The organism is Oleiharenicola sp. Vm1 (assembly GCF_047777955.1).
Lineage (GTDB): Bacteria > Verrucomicrobiota > Verrucomicrobiia > Opitutales > Opitutaceae > Didemnitutus.
In genome coordinates this window covers 1,963,885-1,982,729 of sequence record NZ_CP180537.1, presented here as the reverse complement: position 1 = coordinate 1,982,729, position 18,845 = coordinate 1,963,885, and the positions used below count along the sequence as shown (strand labels likewise).

Genomic DNA, 18,845 nt, shown 5'->3' with positions numbered 1-18,845 from the left:
GTCAGAAGATCAGGCGGGTGGAGAAGGTGAACTCGCGATCGGCCCCGAGGCGGGCGTTGCTCGCGAGGAGGTCGCGATCGAGGACGTTGCGGATGCCGGCCTCGATCTCGAAGGTGCGCTTCGGCGTGCGCCAGGCGTAGCCGGCACTGGCGTGCAGGAGGCCGTAGCCGGGGAACTTCAGGAAAGTGCGGCGCGCATCGGCGTAGTTCGCCACGTAGTTGCTGACGTATTGCCACGTGCCCGCGGCGAACGGGCCGCCGGCCGGGCCGGGCTGGCGGTAGCGAAGCTGCGTGTAGCTGGTGAAGGCCGGCAGGCGCGAGATCGCGCGCCCGATTTCCTGCGGCAGGTCGGGCGAGGCGGTGGTGATCGCCTGCATCGCCACCAGGCGCGAGGAAAGGGCGACGGCCGGCGTGGCCTGCCAGCGCGCCTCGGCGCGCACGCCGCGGAAGCGCTCCTCGCCCGCGGCCACGAGCTGGGGCTGCGTCTGGTTGGCGTCGAAGACCGGATCGTCGTAGAGCGGGTTGCGGCGGGAGATGTGGCGGTTGTAGAGGAGGAACGCGCCGGTGCTGTATTCGACGGCGCCCTTGGCGGCACGGCCCTTGAGCCCCGCCTCGTAGCCGAGCGTGGTCTCGTTGTCCTGGATGCGGCCGGTGCGGGCGTCGACGCGCGTGGACGGGTCGAAGGCGGTGCTGATGCTCGCGAAGGCCAGCAGGCGGCTCGGCTTCACCTGCCAGTTGAGCCCGGCGTGGTAACTGAGCTGGGCGGCGCCGTCGCTCACCCGCGGGAAGGCGGCGCCCACCCGGCGGTCCTCGACCCGCAGCGCCACGGCGTCGTAGCGCAGGCCGGTGGACACGACGTAGCGGCCGCGCTGGAACGCCGCGCGGTCGCTCAGCTCGAAGGCGGTGTAGCCGGCGTGCTCGGTGCGGTCGGTGAGGATGCGGCTGTAGACCGCGGGATCGTAGTCGGGGCGGTAATAGTCGGGCGCGAACGGATTGAAGCGGCGCACGCTGAGCGGGAGGGCGTCGCGCACGGCGGTGGGCAGCGCGCGGTCCTCGCGGCCGTATTCGCCCCAGGTGTGGCTGCCGGAGGCGAGGAGCTTGTGATCGGCGCCGAGGGCGCGGAAGCGGTTCGTCAGCTCGAGCTGGAGCGCGAAGGCGTGCTGCGGCTGCTCGAGGTGGCGCGGCTCGCGCGTGCCCTCGAACAGGCCGGTGTCGAGCGAGAGCACGGAGGTGGTGAAGCGGTCCTGGGTGACGTCGCGCCACCACCCTTCCGCGTTGGCGCGGACGGCGAGCGTCTTGGTCGGCGCGCCGTCGAACTGCACGCCGACCACGGCGGCGCGGCGGCGCACGGCGGCATCGGGGCCGTTGGCGTTGAAGAGGGCCAGCGGCAGGTAGGGACCGGCAATGAGGCCGCCGTGCGGTCGGTATTCGGGGATGCCAGGCGTGACGCGGGCGCGGATCTCGCGGTAGTCGGCGGAGACGAGCGTGCTGGCGGAGCGGCTGTGGCGCCAGGTGAGCGCGGTGCTGACGGAGAGCCAGTTTTCGTGCGCGAACTGCTCGGGGCCGGTGCGGCGCTGCCAGTCGACGGCGAGGCGCTGCCAGAGTTTTTCTTCACCACCGGGCCGGTGGTCTCCAGGTGGGAACGCTGGCGGTCGAGCGAGGTGAACTGGGCGTCGAAGCGCTGGCGGTCTTTCGCCTGCGGGCGCGCGGTCTGCATGTCCTGGATGCCGCCGGGCGCGGCGCGGCCGAGGACGGGGACGAGCGGGCCCTGGATGACGACGGTGCGCGCGGTGTTGAGCGCGTCGTTGATGCCGAGCTGGACGAAGCCGTTGCGCATGACCGGCGTGGGGAAGCCGCGGAGATTCAACCGTTCCTCGCCGGTGATGCGGTCGGCGGGCGACGGCTGGGCAACGGCGGCGAGTTCGCCGCCGAGGTCGGTGGCCATGCTCTCGTCGAGCTGGGTGTCGACGGGCTGGATGAGGTCGTTGGCGAACGGTTCGTCGCGAAGTTGTTCGTCGAGCGAGCCCATGCCGGTGGCGTCGTAATCCGGGTCGTCGTTGGTCGCGTTGACGGTGAGCGGATCGAGATGGACGGGCGGCTCGGTCGCCGGCGTGGCGGTCTGGGCGTGGAGCGCGAGGGCGAAGCCCAGCAGGAACGGAAGGAAAGCGCGGCGAGCGGCCATGCGGGGGAGTCTACGGGTGCGGAGCGGAGCGCCGGAAGAGAAAAGTCCGCCAGCGACGCTGGCTGGCGGACTTTTCCACCGACGCGAGGCCCCCAAGCGCTCGCGTCGGCGACGGGTTGGCGGAAGCCAATCCGGCGAAGTTTAGAACGTGCCCTTGATGCCGAAGGAGAAGTTCACGCCGAACTCTTCCCACCGGAAGCCGCGGGCGTAGCCGGGCGTGTCGGGATTGAAGCGTTCGATGACCTGCTCCTTGTTGAGGATGTTGCGGGCGGCGGCGAAGAACGTGAAGCGCTTGCTGAACTGGTATTCGCCGCTGAGGTCGAGGTTCCAGCGGGGCTGGTAGTATTCGAAAAAGCCCGTGGTAGTGCCGTATTGGGCGCCGGTCTGGGCGGCGGCGGCGGTGGCGGAGGTGCCCTTCTGGCGGCCGCGGAAGTTCATGTTGGCGTTCAGCACCCAGGGCTTCTTGGAGAAGCTAAGGCTGAAGTTGCCGGTCTTGGAGATGAAGCCGCGGAAGTCCGGGGTGTTGTCGCCGGTGAGGTGCAGGGCGGTGCCGTTGGCCTTGACCGTGAAGTAGCGGCCCCAGCCCGGGAGGAAGTTGAGCGGGCGGATGACGCTGAACTCCCAGCCGCTGATCTCGGCGTCGCCGCCGTTGATCGTCGTGCTGACGGCCCAGCCGATGTAGCGGGAATCGATGCCGAGCTCGTCCGCGAGCGCGGCATCGACGACGCCGCCGCGGGTGGTCCAGAAATCGCTGAGCTTCTTCTGGAAGGCGCCGATCGACATCAGGCCGCCCTTGTCGGGGTAGTATTCGAGCGAGAGGTCGTAGTTGTTCGCGGTCCAGGGCTTCAGCGCCGTGTTGCGGATGGTGATCGAGCCGACGGCGTTCGGGTCGGTGTCATCCTCGTTGATGGTGGTGTTCGGGATGATGTTGGCGTAGTCGGGCCGGCCGAAGGTCTTGGCGTAGGCGGCGCGCAGGAGCAGGTTGTCCCGGATTTCGTAGGTGAGGTGGAGGCTCGGGTAGTAGCCGTCGTAGCTGCGGTCGGCGCGGTAGCCGCGCTCGACGCGCACGAGGCGGAGTTCCTCCATCGAGCCGGCGGCACCGGCATCGGTGCGGCGGACGCGCTGGATGCCGTTGGCCGAGTTGTTGTCGGAGTCGACGTAGGTGCCGTTGGCGTTGCGCTGCCAGACGGCGTCGGGGTTGACGAGGACGCCCTGGCCCTTGTCGTTCGTCTTCTCGTAGCGGACGCCGGTCACGAAGCGGAGCTTGCCGTTCAGGAGGCGGCCGTCGACCTGGACGTAGCCGGCGGAGACGCGCTCGGACATCTTTTCCGAGTTGTTGATGCGGTTGGTCTCGTTCGTGACGGCGTTGGTGGTGAAGTAGCCGGGATTGCGGGCATACACGTCCGCGAGGGCGTAGGGATTGATCCACTGGATCGACTTGGAGCCGAAGCCGGAATCGCTGCCCTTGTAGACGGTGTCGAGGAAGGCCGCCGCGGTGTCGTCGGCGGTGTTGGCGACGCCGTCGGCGCCGACGTAGGTGTAGCTCTCCGAGTAGCGGCGGTTGTCGCGTCCCTCTTCGCGCACCTCGGCGCCGGCCTTCACGTTGAGCGGAATGCGCCAGGAGTCGAAGTGCCGCTCGGCGTTGAGGTGGCCGCTCTTCATCGTGGCCTTGCCGTCGACCGGGTCGTTCGACGCGGTCGTGAGGCGGTAGTTGGAGAGGTCGTAGATGTCGATCGGCGCGCCGGAGGAGTTGGTGGCGGTGATGTTCATGCCGCCGGGGAAGGCGATGCCGTCGGCGCGGAGGTTGCTGACGTTCTGGAGGCGCGTGCCGACATTGGCGAAGTGGCCGCGCGCGAGGGCGCGATACCAGGTGCGGGACTGCACGCCGTTGACGCCGGCGTCGACGTCCCAGTCCGCCGTGCTCCATTTCCAGACGATGTTGCCGGCGGAGGTGTTGCCGAGCTTGTCGCGGAAGGAGCTGCCCTGCGTGACCTGGCCGCGGCCGGTGGCGGCCTGGACGTAGTCGGAGCCCCAGGCGAGCGCGGTGCCCGTGCTGGGCGTGGGCGTCGCGGTGGTGCCCATGTTGAAGTTCAGGTTACGATTACCGAAGAAGGTCTTGTAGTAATTGTCCTGGTAGGCGACGGAGAGGGTCTGGTTCTTGGTGACCTTCCAGTCGGCCTTGATGCCGATCGAGGCGCGGTTGGTGGTCTTCGGGCCGTCCTGGATCTGCCACTGCTGCAGGTAGGGATTCGTGGGCGTGGCGCCGCCCTGCTGGTGATTCCAGGTGGGCTGCCAGCGGTGCTGCTCGACGTGCTGGTTCGAGGAGAGGCCGGTGATGACGATGCCGAAGCGGTCGTTGACCGGGAGCGTGTAGTCGAAGTCGACGTTCGGGAGCACCTTGAACGTCTTCTTCTGGCCCGGTCCGGGGGTCTTCTGGAAGAGGTCGGTGTTCTCCGAGTTCATGTTCATGTAGACGCGGTAGTTGAACTGCGCGCCCTTGCGCTCGAAGGCGTTCTTCGAGACGAAGTTCACCGCGCCGCCGAGCGAGTCGGCCGGGAGATCGGGCGTCGGGAGCTTCACGATCTCGGTGCGGGAGGTGTTGTTGATCGAGACCTGCTCGAACTCGAACACGCGGTTGCTGCTGCCCGACGCGGAGGAGGTCAGGCGCATGCCGTCCCAGTAGACGTTGGAGAAGTTGGAGGCGAAGCCGCGCACCGACACGGTGCGGACGTCGGCGGCGACGTAGTCGACCGAGACGCCGGGGAGATACTTGAGGAACTCGCCCGGGTTGCCCTCGTTGACCGCGCCGAAGGCGTCGGCGGCCATGACGACCTTCACGTTCGGGGCGTAGCGCTGCTCGTTCGTCGCGAGCGCATTGCCCTCGTATTCGCGGTTGGACTGCACGACGAAGGTGTCGAGCTGCACGATCTTCTCGTCCTTGCCGTAGCGGTCGGCGCTGGTCAGGTCGAAGTTGAGCGTGGCGCTCTGGCCCGCGGTGACCGTGATCTGCTCGGATTTGGTGTCGAGGCCGGTGTAGGCGACGCGGACGGTGACGGTGCCGGCGGGCACGTCGCTGAGGCGGTATTCACCATACTCGTTGGTGAAGACCTCGCGGGTGGTGCCGTCGATCGTCACGCGGGCGTTGTTCAGGTAACGCCCGGTGCCGACGTTCAGGACGCGGCCGGCGATTTCGCCGCCGCCGGCTTGCGCGAAGGCCGGCAGGGCAAAGGCGAGCGCGAGCGCGAGGCTGGCGAGCCAGCGCCCGACAAGGGCGCCGCGATGGAAACGACGAACGAAGACGGCAAACGCATGCCGACATGCGGTCGGGTTGGGTAGCATAGGTGCGGGGGTGGTAGGGTTGGATCGGCGCGAAACAGCGGGGGAGCGGGGATTTCGCGTCAGTTCACTAATGAACTTGCCATTCAATGGTGAATTCGGTTGTTTTTGGCAATAAAAATTTCCCGCCCCAGCCCGCCCCAAATCTGTTAACGCTCGTTCCGGTGAAACCCGCCCCCTTCCCCGCCAAGTCCACCTCCGCCGCCTCCGTCGTCGATGCGGGCGCGGAGCGATACGTTATTCCCAATCTTCGGAACGCCTGCCGGATTCTTAAGCTCCTCGGACGCTCGACCGAGGGCTACAAGGTCGCCGACATCGCGCGCGAGCTGAAGATTCCCGTCACCACGACGCTGCGCATCATGAGCACCCTCACGCTCGAGGGCCTCGCGCGCAAGGTCGAGGGCCGCTTCGAGCTCGGACCCATCCTCATCCAGCTCGGCAACGCCGCGCTCGCCGGCACCGAGATCCGCGAGCTGGCGCAGCCCGTCCTGCTCCGCCTCACCCAGGCCACCGACGAGACCGCGCACCTCGCGATCCCCTGCGACGACCGCTCGCTCATCGTCGCCGTCCAGGACAGCCCCCACCCGCTCCGCGCCGCGTCGCGTCCGGGCTTCCTCGCCGAGCTGCACTGCTCGTCGACCGGCAAGTCCTTCCTCTCCTTCCTCCACTACGAGCGGCTGGCGGAGCTCTACCCCGCCGGCACCAAGCTCACCAAGCGCACCCCGCACACGCGCACCACGCTGGCGGAAATCCGCCGCGAGGTCGAAGCGACGCGCAAGCGCGGCTACAGCCTCGACGACGAGGAGTTCAATCCCGGCGTCCGCTGCGTCGCCGCCCCCGTCTACGCCTCCGACGGCAAGGTCGCCGCCGCCATCGGCATCACCGCCGCTACGGTCCGCTTCACCCGCGAGCGCATCCCCGAGATGGGCGCGCACGTGCTGGCCGCCGCGCGCGAGCTCTCGGAACACCTCGGCTACCACGGCCACGAATCCTCCTGACATGCCCGCCGCCCCTTCCGCTCCCTCGCCCCCGCCGGCCAGTCCGTCGCGCCCGACACCGTCCGCGAGCTCGTCGCCCGCGCCTGCCCGGCCGCCGACTACCGCGGCCAACGCGTGTGCCTCATCATCCCCGACGGCACCCGCACCGCGCCCGTCGGCCTGATGTTCAAGACCCTCTTCGCCCAGCTCGCCGGCGCGGTGCGCAAGTTCGACGTCATGATCGCCCTCGGCACGCACCCGCCGATGCCCGACGCCGCCATCAACGAGCGCGTCGAGATCACCGCCGCGGAGCGCGCCACCACCTACCGGGACGTCGAGTTCATCAACCACGAGTGGGACAACCCCGCGGCGCTGCGCGACCTCGGCGCCATCCCCGCCGCCGAGATCAACCAGCTCTCGGGCGGCCTCTTCGCGATGGACGTCCCCGTGCACGTCAACAGGCGCCTCTTCGACTACGACCAGCTGATCATCGTCGGCCCGGTGTTTCCCCACGAGGTCGTGGGCTTCTCCGGCGGCAACAAGTATCTCTTCCCCGGCGTCGCCGGCCCGCAGATCCTGAACTTCTTCCACTGGCTCGGCGCAGTCGTCACGAACCCGATGATCATCGGCAACAAGTGGACGCCCGTGCGCAAGGTCGTCGATCGCGCCGGCGCGATGGTCACCGTGCCGAAGCTCTGCTTCGCCATGGTCGTGCAGGGCAAGGGCGAGCTCGCCGGCCTCTTCGCCGGCACGCCCGAGCAGGCCTGGGACGACGCGAGCGAACTCTCGCGCGAGCTCCATATCACCTACAAGGACCGCCCGTTTCACACCGTGCTGAGCTGCGCGCCCGCCATGTATGACGAGCTGTGGGTCGGCGGGAAGTGCATGTATAAACTCGAGCCCATCGTCGCCGACGGCGGCGAGCTCATCATCTACGCGCCGCACATCCACGAGGTCTCCGTCGTCCACGGCAAGATGATCGAGCGCATCGGCTACCACTGCGTGCAGTATTTCCTCAAGCAGTGGGACAAGTTCAAGCACGAGCCCTGGGGCACCCTCGCCCACTCGACGCACGTCCACGGCATCGGCACCTACGACGAGAAAACCGGCATCGAGACCCCGCGCGTCCGCGTCACGCTCGCCACCGGCATCCCCGAGGCGACGTGCCGCAAGATCAACCTCGGCTACCGCGACTGGCGCACGATCAACAAGGACGACTATGCCAACCGCGAGCACGAGGGCGTGTTCCTCGAGCCCAAGGCCGGCGAACGCCTCTACCACCTCCGCCAGAAACCCAAGTGGGCCGGAGGCGAATGAGCCCCGCTCCTTCCTGCTCCGCCGCGCGGCGCCCGCCGCTCCGCCCCGTTTGCGCACCGCTTGTGTATTACTCGCCATGACACGGTTTGGCCGGGTGTAGACACGAAGCTCTGCTAGCCTTTCGACTGCGAAAATTTTTTCTTCCCCATGAACAAGTCCGAAGTCCTCGCCCGCATCAAACAAGAGAAGGTCATCGCGCTCATCCGCGCCGACGGCCCCGACAGTCTCATCGACTGCGCCCGCGCCCTCGCGGCCGGCGGGCTCACCGTCATCGAGCTCACCATGTCGACGCCCGGCGCGCTCGACGTCCTCGCCAAGGCGGCGAAGGAGCTCCCGCACGTCACCTTCGGCATGGGCACCGTCGTCAACGCCGAGACCGTCGCGCAAGCCCAGGCCGCCGGCGCGAAGTTCATCGTCACGCCCTGCGTGCGCCCGGCCGTCATCGCCGCCGGCAAGGAGCGCGGCCTCGCCATCCTCGGCGGCGCGCTCACCCCGACGGAGGCCTACAACACCTACGAGCTCGGCGCCGACATCGTGAAGGTTTTCCCGGCCGAGTTCTTCGGCCCGGCCTTCATCAAGTCCCTCAAGGCCCCGTTCCCTTTCCTGAACATCATGCCCACCGGCGGCGTCACGCCGGAAACCGTCGCCGACTTCCTCAAGGCCGGCGCCTACGCCACCGCCGCCGGCAGCGCCCTCGTGCAACCGGCCGCGCTCAAGGCGAAGGACTGGGCCGCCATCACGCTCCGCGCGAAGGAATTCGTCGCCGCCGCCGCGCGCGCCTAGGCGCGCGCCTCGGAGCCGGCCTGCGCGCCCCGCATGAGGCCATCGGTCACGTTCACCTTCCTCGCCTCGCTCGCCGCCGCCGCGCTCGCGGCGGCGCAACCCGGCGAGCCGCCCGTGCTGCGCAGCCGGCTGGCGCTGGAGCCGTCCGATCTCCAGCTGCTCACGCTGCCCGCCTTCCCCGCGCGCTGGTATCTCCCGGCGGAGGCCGGGCCGGCGCTCGCCGGATTGCTCCGTGACCGCGGGCTCTCCCCGCCCTGGCGGACGCCATCGCCGCCGCCGTGCGCACCGCGCCCGACGGCGACCGCTTCGTCGTGCCGGACGAGGCGCTGCTCGCGCGCTTCACGCCGGCCGAGCTCGACGTCTGGCGCAGCTGGCTCGAGCGCCACCCGCGCAACCTCAGCTACCGCTGGCCGCTCTCGCTCGACCGCATCCAGGTGGCGCGCCTCGACGCGGAGCCGCGCTGGCGCGCCGCGATGCGCCGCCTCCGCGCCACCGCGCGCCCTGCCGGCGACCGGCTCATCTTCTCGGAGTTCTACGCCCTCGAGGACGCCTTCGCCTCGCCGCAGGACCGGCGGGATTTCTACCGCATCGCCCTCGCGGCCGAGACGACGATCCTCAAGCTGCGCCGCGAGCCGGGCAAGACGCTCGACGCGCCGACCCAGGCCGCCTACTGGCAGCTGCACGGCCGCTACCGCGCCATCGAGCCGATGCTCAACGCCGTCTCCTCGCTGCCGAACGGCCCGCGCCTCGACGTCGTGCACATCCTCCCCGCGCTGCCGCGCTCGCTGCTCAACACGTTCCCGCCGGACTTCGCGGAGGCCGACGACGCCGGGGTGGAGAGCAGCGTGGCGGCGTCGGATTTCTTCGCGCTGGCCCCCGGCGCCGATCCGCGCGCGGAAGGTCGCTTTCGGGACTGGCTGGAACGCGAGGCCGAGCCGGCCACCGGCGCGCCGCGCTACGGCGATCTCCTGGTCTACGGCGACCCCGACACCACGGCGTGGCCCTACACCGCGGTCTACATCGCCGACCAGATCGGCTTCGCGCGCCGGCCGACGGCGTTCGGTCCCTGGCAGTTCATTCCGCTGGAAGAAATCGGCCACCTGAACCCGCGTTACGCGGGCAAGCCCCCACGTCTGTTCCGTCTCCGGCGCGCGCGCGAGGAGCCGGGCGATCCGCCTTTCTCCCTCAGCCGCATGCCGGGCGCGTGGCGCCAGCGCCTGCACCTCAAGACCGCCGCGGCCGGCCCCTGGGGCCGGCTCCGTTACTATGACGTCCTGCTCGCCCCGGGCGCCGACACGCTCACCCAGCTGCCGCCGCCCGACGGCAAGCCCCGGTGGACATTCGCGGGCATCAGCCGCGAGGCGCTGCTGGCCGCCTGCGCCGCCGTGGAGATGCCGCCCGCGGTGCGGACCGCTCTCGAGGACCTCTTCCGCGCCGCAACGCCGGATGCGCAGGGCCGCCTGACCGTCGAGCCGCCCCTGGACCTCGTCCTCGCCGTGCCGCCCGCCTTCCGCACCGCGACCTTCGGGCATCTCGTCGGCGGCCTCTCGGTCACGGATTACGCACAACACATTCCCTTTCCGAAGGGCTTCAAGATCGACGAGTGGCTCGACGCCGAGTCGCTCTCGCCCACGGTCCGCGAGGCGATCGCGCGGCTCGTCTACACCCGCGGCGACCACATGATGCTGTCCGATTTCGGCGCGCTTTATCAGCTGCTGCCAGATCGGCGCGAGCAGCTGTCGGCCCACCGCACGGCGCTGCGCGTGCCCGGCCTAGTCGTGCTGCTGGAAAAGCCGGCTCCCGCGGACGTCGCGGGCATCGCCCGGTATTGGAACCTGTCCCACGACAAAAACGTCGTTCGTCTCCTCGAGTCCTTCGCCGCCGATCCGCACCAGCGCTTCCTCGATCTCATCCACCTGCTGCCGGCCATCGAGCGCGAGCTGCTCAACACCTACTTCCGCCCGACCGAGCCGGGGCCGACGCCCAGCTGCTTCTGGACCGCCTTCAATTTCGGATCCGACCGTCCCGACCCGCGCTACCTCGTCCTGCCGGGCGAATGGACCGAGCACCGCGAGATGGCCTGGGCCGACCTGCTCGCCCGCTTCGATCCGATCCCCGCGCCGAGCCAGCTGGGAGACCTCATCGGCTACCGGCGCCGCGGCGCCGCGGCCCTCGACCACCTCTGCGTCTACCTGGCCGACGACCTCGTGTTCACCAAGAACGGCTTCACGTTTTCGGCGCCCTGGTGCATCCAGCGCCTGGAGGACGTCGACGAACTCTACCGCCGCGACCCCGAGAGCGAACGCGTCTACTTCCGGCGCCGCGCCATGCCGGCCCCGTCCACCCCTCCCTGACAATTCCATGCAAACCGCCTTCCGTTGGTATGGTCACTCCGACCGCGTGCCGCTGCTCTGGCTGCGGCAAATGACGCCGCGCCCGCTCGTCGTCACCCATCTCGCCCACGTCCCGCCCGGCGAAGTCTGGCCGGTCGAGGACCTGCGTCGCCTGCGCGACGAGCTGTCCGAGCAGGAACTCGCCCTCGGTCCGATCGAGAGCGTCTTCTGGACCGATGACATGAAGCTCGGCCGCGGCGACCGCGACCTCCACATCGCGAACTACATCCAGACGCTCGCCAACATCCGCACGGCCTTCCCCGACATCGGCGAGATCATCGTCACCTACAACCTGATGCCGCTCGACTGGGGGCGCACCGAGCTCGCCCACCTCCACCCCAACGGCACGCGCGGCCTCGCCTACGATCACGCCGCCATGGCGCGCATCGACCTGTCGCACGGCCTTTTCCTGCCCGGCTGGGGCCGCCGCTACAGCCGCGAGGAGTTCTCCGCCCTCCAGCAGGCCTACGCCCACCTCGGCGTCTCCGGGTTCTGGGAAAACGTCCGCTACGCGCTCCAGGCCATCGTCCCGGCCGCAGCCGCGAGCAACATCCGCCTCGCCGCGCACCCGAACGATCCGCCGTGGTCCTACCTCGGCCTCCCGGCGTTCCTCTGCAACGCCGCCGACATCCGCCGCCTCCTCGCCCTCTACCCGCACCGCTCGAACGCCCTCTGCTTCTGCACCGGCTCCTACGGCGCCGACCCGGCGAACGACATCGTCGGCATGATCCGCGAGTTCAAGGACGCCATCGCCTGGGCCCACCTCCGCACGGTGAAGACCACGGCGGAGAAAACCTTCCACGAGGCCGATCACGCCGACCCCACCGCCAACGTCGACCTCCTCGCCGTCATGCGCACGCTGGTCGAGCTCGGCTGGGACGGCGTCTTCCGCTCCGACCACGGCCTCGATCTGCTCCACGAGAGCGATTCCGTCACCAACGGCTACCCCGCCATCGACCGCTACGCCGCCAACAAGATGCTCTGGGCCTACCAGCGCGCGCTGAAAAGCGCGCTGCCCGCCCGCGCCGCCGCGCGCTCCTAGCGCCCTCCCTTCCCGTCCCCCGCACGCAACCATCAACCACTCAACCCCGACTCCTATGTCGCTCCAAATCAAACCTGCTAACAGCGTCACATTCGACCAGATCTCGCTCGGCGAGGTCATGCTCCGCCTCGATCCCGGCGAGGGCCGCATCCGCACCGCGCGGCACTTCACCGCGTGGGAAGGCGGCGGCGAATACAACACCTCGCGCGGCCTGCGCAAATGCTTCGGCCTGAAAACGGCCGTCTGCACCGCGTTCGTCGACAACGAGGTCGGCCACCTCGTCGAGGACTTCATCATGCAGGGCGGCGTCGCCACCGACTTCATCAAGTGGCGCGAGGACGACGGCATCGGCCGCACCGTCCGCAACGGCCTCAACTTCACCGAGCGCGGCTTCGGCATCCGCGGCGCCGTCGGCTGCCCCGACCGCGGCAACACCGCCGCCTCGCAGCTCAAGCCGGGCGACTTCGACTGGGACCACATCTTCGGCAAGCTCGGCGCGCGCTGGTTCCACACCGGCGGCATCTTCGCCGCGCTCTCCGCCTCCACCGCCGAACTCACCGTCGAGGCCGTCAAGGCCGCCAAGAAGCACGGCACGATCGTCTCCTACGACCTCAATTACCGCCCCTCCCTCTGGAAAACCATCGGCGGCCTCAAGAAAGCCCAGGAGATCAACCGCGAGATCGCCAAATACGTCGACGTCATGATCGGCAACGAGGAGGACTTCACCGCCTCGCTCGGCTTCGAGGTCAAGGGCGCCGACCACAACATCTCCAAGATCGAGCTCGACGCGTTCAAGGACATGATCGGCACCGCCGTGAAGGAGTTCCCCAACTTCAAGGTCGCCGCCACCACGCTGCGCCGCGTCATCACTGCGACGAAGAACGACTGGTCCGCCATCCTCTGGCACGATGGCAAGTTCTACGAGAGCCGCAAGTATCCGGAGCTCGAGATCCTCGACCGCGTCGGCGGCGGCGACTCGTTCGCCTCGGGCCTGCAGTTCGGCTTCATGACCTTCAACGACCCGCAGAAAGCCGTCGAATACGGCGCCGCCCACGGCGCACTCGCCAGCACCACGCCGGGCGACACCTCGATGGCCACGCGCAAGGAAGTCGAGAAGACGATGGGCGGCGGCGGCGCCCGCGTCGTCCGCTGAGCGAATCCCGACGGGGCGGCTGCCCGCAGTCGCCCTCCCTGCCCGGGCCTCGCGCCCGGGCTTTTGTTTTCGCCCGGCGCCAGCCGCGAGTTCCTCGCCTCCCTGCCCGCCTACGACTGAGGCGCCGGCGTGCCGGGGTAGAGCTTGGGCACGAAACACTCGTAGCACGATTCCGCGTCGGGCTGCCCGGCGACCCAGTAGCGCTCGTGCGCGACGAAGCCCTCGAACACGATCGCGTGCCACAGCGTCAGCTCGCGGCGCCCCATCGGATCGTAGAAGAGGTTTTCGCCCGGCGCCGCATCGCCCGCGGCGGCGTCCTGGTCCCTGGCCGTGCGCGACGACCCGTTGATGCCGCGGGTCGCCCGGGCCTTCAACCCGTCGTCGTTGGCGAAATTCGAGCCGAGCACGTCGACCGGCGAGTAGACGTTGAGCCACCGCAATCCCGTCGCGGTCGCGCTGCGGCCGTCGAAATACTGCTCCCAGAACGTCCGCACGAAATCAAACGGACACCCGATCGTCGTCAGCGTGCGGACGTGGCCGACGCGCGTGTTCGGACAGCCCTCCGGCGGATAGAGCGAGTCCAGCGCCACGAGGCTGCCGAGGCTGTAGGCCACGACGTCGACCCGGGACGGCGTGCTCTCGAGCACGTGCTCGAGCAGCGCGTTGAACTTCCCCGTGCACGACGCGCGCGCGGCGCCCGCATCGAGGTAGCGGCAGAAACGCAGCGTCATGGTCACGCTGCGATCGAGCATGGCGCGCAAGCCCGACACGCTCAGCCCCAGCGCGCCGAGCACCGCGATGGTCTTGGCCTTCGCCGACCCGAGCCAGCGCCAGACGCGGCCCGGCAGCTCCGCGAGCCAGTGCCCCAGCCGGCCCGGCGCCCGGGAAATCCAGGAGAGGATCCGATCGCCCAGCGGCTGCCCGGGCTGCGCCGCGGCGGACGTTTTCGCCGGCGCTGCCGGCACGGAAGCCGCCGGCGCTCCCGCGATCGCACCGGCCGGAGCCGCCGCGACGGCATGGGCCGGACTGGCTGGGGCCGGCGCGGTCGCGACGACGGCCGCCGGAGTCGCCGGCTGCGACCAGGCATCGTAGACGAGCCGCGCCACCGTGCCGACCGCGAGGCCCGTGTAAAGCAGCACGCCCGCCAGCGCGAGGCCGCCGACGAAGACGCTGAGTTTTTGCCGCTTGCTGAACGACTCGGCGACCGCGCACGCGGCGGTAAAGCGCACCGTGAGCTTCACGCACTGCCAAAGCAGGTTCGCCGTGCGCAGCAGGAGGTTCGAGGCCGGTGCGTCGTCGTCGAGCAGGGGCAGGTAGTCGAGGAAGTAGACGCGATGCGTCACCACGCCCTCCGTCTCCGGGTTCTTGCCCGGATCGACGCGCAGGATCTCGCGCACCTCGGTGCGCCCCTGCGCACCGTAGTCCTCGGGCGCGGCGGCACGCACCCGGTAGGCGGTGCCGATCGGTTCGCTGTGGTGATCGAGCGTCCGGGCAAGGCGCTGGGCGACGCCATCGATCGCCTGGCTCGCGTCGGACTCGTTCATCGCGGGACAATAGATCACCGCGGCAGGGTTCGCGTTCGTGGAGGTCATGGGAGGGGTGGCCCGCGCGCCACGTTGCCGCCACCGGGCCGACGCGCCAAGTCTCAAAGCCCGCCGGCGCCGCGTAGCCACGACCGGCCCGCCGCCGTCTCTCTCCGCGCGATGAACTTCCGCCCCACCCTCCGTGCCGCCGCGCTCGCCGGCGGGCTGCTCTTCTCGTCCGGCCTTGCGTCCGCCGCGGAGCCCGCCGCCGCCCCGCCGCGCGAGTGGATCGATCCCGCCACCGGTCATCGCGTCATCCGCCTCACGGACGAGCCGGGCTCCGCCAGCCTGTATTTCAACCTCAACGCCTTCAGCCCCGACGGCCGCTGGATGGTCTACACGTCACCCCACGGCATCTCTGCCCTCGAGCTCGCCACCCGCCGCGCCAAGGCGCTCGTTCCCGCCCCGGCGCACCCCATCGGCGTCAGCCGGCGCACGTCCACGCTGTTCTACTCCTGCCCGCGGCGGCCGCGCAACCCGCCTCGGTCTGGCGCTGCGACCTCGATACCGGCGCGACGCGCAAGCTCGTCGATCTCCCGCCGCGCGCCAGCGTCGTCACCATCAACGCCGACGACACGCTGGGCGCCGGCACCTTCATCGAGGGCGACGCCCACGCCAGCGGCGCCTACGACGGCACGCCGCGCGCCGCCTCCGCGCGGATGTCGCCGGTCAACCAGGGCGAACCCGCTAACAAGGCCGAGCTGATGACGCGCCGCCTGAACGCGAAGCTCCCGATGACGCTCTTCACCGTCGATCTCGCCACCGGCAAGCTCACGCCGCTGCTCCAGCACGACACCAACTGGCTCAACCACCTCCAGTTCTCGCCCACCGATCCCACGCTCCTGCTCTACTGCCACGAGGGGCACTGGCACCTCGTCGACCGCATCTGGACCATCCGCACCGACGGCTCGCAAAACCAGCTCGTCCACCGCCGCACGATGCAAATGGAGATCGCCGGCCACGAGTGGTGGGGCGCCGACGGCCGCACGGTCTACTACCAGCTGCACTTCCCCCGCGGCGGCCGCGTCTCGTTCATCGCCAGCGCCAACGCCGCCACCGGCGAACGCACCTGGCTGCAATACGACGCCACCAGCCAGTCCTCCATCCACGACAACTCCTCGCCCGACCAGACCCTGTTCTGCGGCGACGGCGACCGGCAGTCGCCGTGGCTCTTCCTCTTCCGCCCGAAGCTCGTGTCCGACCGCGGCACCCTCGGCGAGCACCTCATCCGCGGCGGCTACCTCGAGTCCGAGAAGCTCGTCGACCTGGCCCGGCACAACTACCGCCTGGAGCCGAACCCAATGTTCACGCCCGACCAGAAGTTCATCATCTTCCGCTCGAACCTGCTCGGCCCCGACTACGTCTTCGCCGTCGAGGTCGCGAAGGCGCACTGAGCGTCCGCCGCCGCCGGCGCACCGTCCCCGGCTGCCTTTCGGCTCGCCCCGCCCTTCGTCCCCGGCGCAATCTGCGCCCATGAAGGCCGAAGTCCCCGCCGAAATCAAAGCCACCCTCCCCGAAGGCCGGTGGGGCAAGGTGCTCGGCATGACGCCCGTCGTCATGACCGTCGTCGCCACGCTCCTCGCCGGTCTCTCCAGCAGCGAGATGACCAAGGCCCAATACGTCCGCGCCCTCGCCGCGCAGCTCCAGTCCAAGGCCGGCGACCAGTGGGGCTTCTTCCAGGCCAAGCGCCTCCGCGGCGCCATCCAGTCGGGCGCGCTCGACACCGCGCGGCTCACCGCCGGCGATCTCGAGCCGGACGCCGCCGCCCTGCGCCGCTTCGCCGCCGCCCTGCCCGATCCCGCTCCCGTCCTCGCCGCGCTCGACACGCTGCTCTCAGGGCAACTGCCCGCACCGGCCGTCGCGCCCGCGCTGGCCCCGGAGATCCGGACCGCCCTCGCGGCGATCGACGACGCCTCCCCGGCCGCGGACATCGCCGCGGCGCTGCGGGACGTCCCGGCCGCGACACTCGATTCCGCGCTCCACGCCGCGCTGGCCCACGCCCGTGCCTTCGACGACCTGCTCCGCCCCGTCATCGAGCAGGGCGACCGCCTCGGCGACGCCATCGACGCCTCGGCGGAGGCGCGCCGGGCCCTCGGTCGCGATTTCGCCGTGCTGCGCCTGCGCTACTCGTCGCTGCGCTACGACGCCGAGGCGAAGCTCAACCAGTCCATCGCCCGCCTCCTCGATCTCCAGGTGCGGCAGACCAACCTCGTCGCCGAGCGCCACCAGCGGCGCAGCGCGCGCTTCTTCTACGGCATGCTCGGCGCCCAGGCCGCGGTGCTCGTCTCCACCTTCGCCCTCGCCGCCCGCCGCCGCAGCCTGCTCTGGTCGCTCGCCGCCTCCGCCGGCCTCGTCGCCGTCACGTTCGCGACCTACGTCTACCTCTTCCTCTGAGCCGGCCGCGCCCTGCGCGCGCAACTCAGGCCGAGCCTTGGCCAAGTTATGCGCGGCACCGCCGCGCCATCGGCGTAAGGTGCTCGCTCGACGGCTCGCACGCCGCGGGCCGCGTTACCCTGTTGGCTCCATGAAGACCAGTCGCCGCGACTTCCTCAAAACCGGCCTGGCGCTCGCCGCGACCGTATCCGCCGGCCGCTTCACCCGCGCCCTCGCCGCCGACGCCCCGCCCGCCGCCCCCGCAGCCCGCACCATCCTCGCCGCCGTGCGCGACGGCTCACGCCCCGCCATGCTCGACCGCGCCCTCGCCGAACTCGGCGGCATCGGCCGCTTCGTGCGCCCGGGCCAGACCGTGCTGATCAAGCCCAACATCGGCTGGGACGTCGCGCCCGACCTCGGCGCCAACACCCACCCCACGCTCGTCGGCCACCTCGTGCAGCTCTGCCGCGACGCCGGCGCGAAATCCGTCAGCGTCTTCGACCACACCTGCGACCAGTGGCAGCGCTGCTACGCCAACAGCGGCATCGAGCAGGCGGTGCGGGACGCCGGCGGCATCGTCGTCACCGGCGACGATCACGCGCTCTACCGGCCGGTGGCGATCCCGCGCGGCGTGAAGCTCAAGTCCGCCGAGGTCCACGCGCTCGTGCTCGACAGCGACGTGTTCATCAACGTCCCCGTCCTCAAGCACCACAGCGGCTCGCTCATGACCGGCGCCGCCAAGAACCTCATGGGCGTGGTCTGGGACCGCCGCTTCTACCACCGCAACGACCTGCACCAGTGCATCGCCGACTTCCTCACCTTCAAGACGCCGACGCTGAACATCGTCGACGCCTACCACCCGATGGTGCGCAACGGCCCGCGCGGCCGCGCCGCCGATGACGTGGTCGAGCTCCGCAGCCTGCTCGCGTCGACCGACATCGTCGCCGTCGACACCGCCGCCGCCCGCCTGCTCAACCAGGACCCGGCCAGCATCCGCCACATCGGCCTCGCCGCCGCCCACGGTCTCGGCACGACGAACCTGGACGCGCTCGACATCCGTCGCGTCAAGCTCGCCTGAGCCGTGCGCCGCTGGCTGAAACCACTCCGCGTCGCGCTCGCGCTGCTCTTCCTCGTCGTCCTCGCCGCCGCCTTCCTCGACTTCCGCGGTCTCGTCCCGGCGTGGCTCGCCCACCCGGCGGCCGCCGTGCAACTCGGTCCCGCGACGCTCGCCGCGACCGCCGGCAGCGCGTTCGCCCTCGCCGCGCTCGGCGGGTTGCTGGTCGTCACCCTGCTCGTCGGCCGCGTCTACTGCGCCGCCGTCTGCCCGCTCGGGATCCTGCAGGACGTCGTCGCCCGCGTCCGCCCGCGCCGCCGTGCCGCGCTGCCCTTCTCGCCCGGAAACAGGACTGTGCGCTACGGCATCCTCTCCGCCGCGCTGCTGGCCGCGGCGCTCGGTGCGACGGGGATCGTCTTCACGCTGCTCGATCCCTACAGCCATTTTGGCCGCATCGCCGCCGCGCTCGGACGCCCGCTGCTCGTCGCGCTGAACAACGCGCTCGTCCCCGCCGCCCAAGCCCTCGGCACGCAGGCGATCTACCGCGTGCCGCCGCCCGCGCCGCCCCTCGGGCTCGTGTGCTTCGCCCTGCTCGCCGCGGCCACCGTCGCCGTCCTCGCCGTCTGGCGCGGCCGGCTCTACTGCAACACCGT

At 70.1% G+C, this 18,845-nt stretch carries 12 protein-coding genes and 1 pseudogene; 10 read left to right on the top strand and 3 right to left on the bottom strand.

What is annotated here, in order from left to right; genetic code table 11:
• Window position 1: 1 nt before the first annotated feature.
• Window positions 2-1,348 (bottom strand): hypothetical protein, encoded by a 1,347-nt coding sequence (locus tag ACMYLB_RS10115; RefSeq protein ID WP_415910791.1) that lies wholly within the window; start codon window positions 1,346-1,348, stop codon window positions 2-4.
• Between the two features lie 974 nt (window positions 1,349-2,322).
• Window positions 2,323-5,520 carry a TonB-dependent receptor gene (locus ACMYLB_RS10110; RefSeq protein WP_415910790.1) on the bottom strand — a complete coding sequence of 1,066 codons (3,198 nt, stop codon included), beginning with the start codon at window positions 5,518-5,520 and terminating at the stop codon, window positions 2,323-2,325.
• Between the two features lie 161 nt (window positions 5,521-5,681).
• Here ACMYLB_RS10110 and ACMYLB_RS10105 point away from each other — a divergent pair, with 161 nt between their 5' ends.
• The 6 genes from ACMYLB_RS10105 (at window position 5,682) to ACMYLB_RS10080 (ending at window position 13,182) form a co-directional block, all read left to right on the top strand.
• The gene (locus ACMYLB_RS10105; RefSeq protein ID WP_415910789.1) at window positions 5,682-6,515 is read left to right on the top strand and encodes an IclR family transcriptional regulator; all 834 of its coding nucleotides are present in this window, start codon (window positions 5,682-5,684) and stop codon (window positions 6,513-6,515) included.
• 114 nt (window positions 6,516-6,629) lie between these two features.
• Window positions 6,630-7,811 (top strand): lactate racemase domain-containing protein, encoded by a 1,182-nt coding sequence (locus ACMYLB_RS10100; protein ID WP_415910788.1) that lies wholly within the window; start codon window positions 6,630-6,632, stop codon window positions 7,809-7,811.
• A 147-nt stretch (window positions 7,812-7,958) separates the two neighbouring features.
• Window positions 7,959-8,594, top strand: a complete 636-nt coding sequence (locus ACMYLB_RS10095; RefSeq protein WP_415910787.1) for a bifunctional 4-hydroxy-2-oxoglutarate aldolase/2-dehydro-3-deoxy-phosphogluconate aldolase — start codon at window positions 7,959-7,961, stop codon at window positions 8,592-8,594.
• A 278-nt stretch (window positions 8,595-8,872) separates the two neighbouring features.
• Window positions 8,873-10,948 carry a hypothetical protein gene (locus ACMYLB_RS10090; RefSeq protein WP_415910786.1) on the top strand — a complete coding sequence of 692 codons (2,076 nt, stop codon included), beginning with the start codon at window positions 8,873-8,875 and terminating at the stop codon, window positions 10,946-10,948.
• A gap of 7 nt (window positions 10,949-10,955) precedes the next feature.
• Window positions 10,956-12,029 carry a mannonate dehydratase gene (locus tag ACMYLB_RS10085; RefSeq protein WP_415910785.1) on the top strand — a complete coding sequence of 358 codons (1,074 nt, stop codon included), beginning with the start codon at window positions 10,956-10,958 and terminating at the stop codon, window positions 12,027-12,029.
• Window positions 12,030-12,084: 55 nt separating this feature from the next.
• On the top strand, window positions 12,085-13,182 hold the full coding sequence (locus ACMYLB_RS10080) for a PfkB family carbohydrate kinase (RefSeq protein WP_415910784.1): 1,098 nt from the start codon (window positions 12,085-12,087) through the stop codon (window positions 13,180-13,182).
• Between the two features lie 110 nt (window positions 13,183-13,292).
• On the opposite strand, the gene ACMYLB_RS10075 is transcribed toward ACMYLB_RS10080, so the two are convergent.
• A complete protein-coding gene (locus tag ACMYLB_RS10075) occupies window positions 13,293-14,774 on the bottom strand; it encodes a hypothetical protein (RefSeq protein ID WP_415910783.1) in 1,482 nt (493 codons plus the stop codon).
• Window positions 14,775-14,989: 215 nt separating this feature from the next.
• Between ACMYLB_RS10075 and ACMYLB_RS10070 the strand changes: the two genes are divergently transcribed.
• The 4 genes and pseudogenes from ACMYLB_RS10070 to ACMYLB_RS10055 all read left to right on the top strand — a co-directional run.
• A complete protein-coding gene (locus ACMYLB_RS10070) occupies window positions 14,990-16,159 on the top strand; it encodes an oligogalacturonate lyase family protein (protein ID WP_415910782.1) in 1,170 nt (389 codons plus the stop codon).
• A 79-nt stretch (window positions 16,160-16,238) separates the two neighbouring features.
• Window positions 16,239-17,159 (top strand): DUF4337 family protein, encoded by a 921-nt coding sequence (locus ACMYLB_RS10065; RefSeq protein ID WP_415910781.1) that lies wholly within the window; start codon window positions 16,239-16,241, stop codon window positions 17,157-17,159.
• Window positions 17,160-17,289: 130 nt separating this feature from the next.
• Complete coding sequence (locus tag ACMYLB_RS10060; protein ID WP_415910780.1) at window positions 17,290-18,216, top strand: DUF362 domain-containing protein; 927 nt, start codon at window positions 17,290-17,292, stop codon at window positions 18,214-18,216.
• A gap of 3 nt (window positions 18,217-18,219) precedes the next feature.
• Window positions 18,220-18,840 (top strand): annotated as a pseudogene (locus ACMYLB_RS10055) (4Fe-4S binding protein); the annotation flags it as partial.
• Between the last annotated feature and the right edge of the window lie 5 nt (window positions 18,841-18,845).

Excerpts from the sequence above, each read along its gene's own strand:
- ACMYLB_RS10110 (WP_415910790.1), bottom strand. The coding sequence starts at position 5,520 with ATGCTACCCAACCCGACCGCATGTCGGCATGCGTTTGCCGTCTTCGTT.
- ACMYLB_RS10095 (WP_415910787.1), top strand. The coding sequence starts at position 7,959 with ATGAACAAGTCCGAAGTCCTCGCCCGCATCAAACAAGAGAAGGTCATC.
- ACMYLB_RS10085 (WP_415910785.1), top strand. The coding sequence starts at position 10,956 with ATGCAAACCGCCTTCCGTTGGTATGGTCACTCCGACCGCGTGCCGCTG.
- ACMYLB_RS10080 (WP_415910784.1), top strand. The coding sequence starts at position 12,085 with ATGTCGCTCCAAATCAAACCTGCTAACAGCGTCACATTCGACCAGATC.
- ACMYLB_RS10075 (WP_415910783.1), bottom strand. The coding sequence starts at position 14,774 with ATGACCTCCACGAACGCGAACCCTGCCGCGGTGATCTATTGTCCCGCG.
- ACMYLB_RS10065 (WP_415910781.1), top strand. The coding sequence starts at position 16,239 with ATGAAGGCCGAAGTCCCCGCCGAAATCAAAGCCACCCTCCCCGAAGGC.
- ACMYLB_RS10060 (WP_415910780.1), top strand. The coding sequence starts at position 17,290 with ATGAAGACCAGTCGCCGCGACTTCCTCAAAACCGGCCTGGCGCTCGCC.